Here is a 1,064-nt window from a genome sequence, read left to right on the forward strand (position 1 = left end):
GTCGGTCATGACAATCTCAAAATGTATGAAGAGAGATGGACGAACATTGGACAGGCAAACGCTGGAGACGATTCGCCTGATGGCGGTAGAGCGAGTGCGCGAAGGCGAATTGGCGTCGGACGTCATTGCCGCCTACGGCTTCAATCGCACCACGATTTACAAATGGTTGAACGCCGCGCTACGTCCGGGGCTGGGCATCAAGGCGTTGCGCTCGACGAAGGCGACCGGCCGCCCGCGCAGCCTGACACCGACGCAGGAATCTCAAGTGTTTCGATGGGTGAACGGCCGTGATCCGCGGCAGTACGGCCTGGACTTCGGTCTGTGGACGCGAGCGATCGTCGGCGAATTGATCGAGAAGAAATTTGGCATACGGCTTGGGCTCACGGCGGTGGGCGAATTGCTGGCCAAGCTGGGGCTGACCCCGCAGAAGCCCTTGCAACGCGCCTACCAGCGCGATCCCGAAGCGGTCGAGAAATGGCAGCGGGAAACCTTTCCTGCCATTGCCAGGCAAGCCAAGGCGGTCGGCGCCGAAATCTACTTCTGGGATGAATCGGGGTTTCGTGCCGACACGGTGCATGGCAAGACGTGGGGCGCTCGCGGACAGACACCCATCGTTCACCGTCCTGGACAGCGTCAATCCATCAGCGCGGCTTCGGCGGTGAATGCCAAGGGGGCGTTCTGGTTTACCACCTACGAGGGTGGGCTCAACGCGGAGTTGTTTGTCGAACTGCTGAAGAAAATGATGAAATACCGCAAGAAGCCCGTCCATCTCGTGCTTGATAGTCTGCCTGCGCACAAGACGGCGCTCGTGAAGAAATACGTTACATCGACCGAAGGCCGTTTGACCCTGCACTTCCTGCCCGGTTATGCCCCGGACTTGAATCCAGACGAATGGGTGTGGAGTCATGTCAAACGTTCCGGCACCGCGAGGCGGCCATTGCAAAAGGGTGAGAAGCTGCGCGACAAAATCGAGGAGCAGCTTGCTGCACTCCAGAAATTGCCACTCCTCGTTCGCTCATTCTTCAACGCCCCTTCTGTCGCCTATATTGGCGACTGCTGAGTAA

Annotated in this window: 1 protein-coding gene; it reads left to right on the forward strand. The window is 58.6% G+C overall.

Annotated features, from left to right (window positions below; genetic code table 11):
- Positions 1-7 precede the first annotated feature (7 nt).
- On the forward strand, positions 8-1,060 hold the full coding sequence (locus PROAA_RS13290; protein WP_186411804.1) for an IS630 family transposase: 1,053 nt from the start codon (positions 8-10) through the stop codon (positions 1,058-1,060).
- The last annotated feature ends 4 nt before the right edge of the window (positions 1,061-1,064 follow it).

Origin of the sequence: Candidatus Propionivibrio aalborgensis (genome assembly GCF_900089945.1) — a bacterium.
In the GTDB taxonomy this organism is placed as follows: domain Bacteria; phylum Pseudomonadota; class Gammaproteobacteria; order Burkholderiales; family Rhodocyclaceae; genus Propionivibrio; species Propionivibrio aalborgensis.

Bases quoted from the DNA above. Each gene is read 5' to 3' on its own strand.
- PROAA_RS13290 (WP_186411804.1), top strand. From the start codon at position 8: ATGACAATCTCAAAATGTATGAAGAGAGATGGACGAACATTGGACAGG.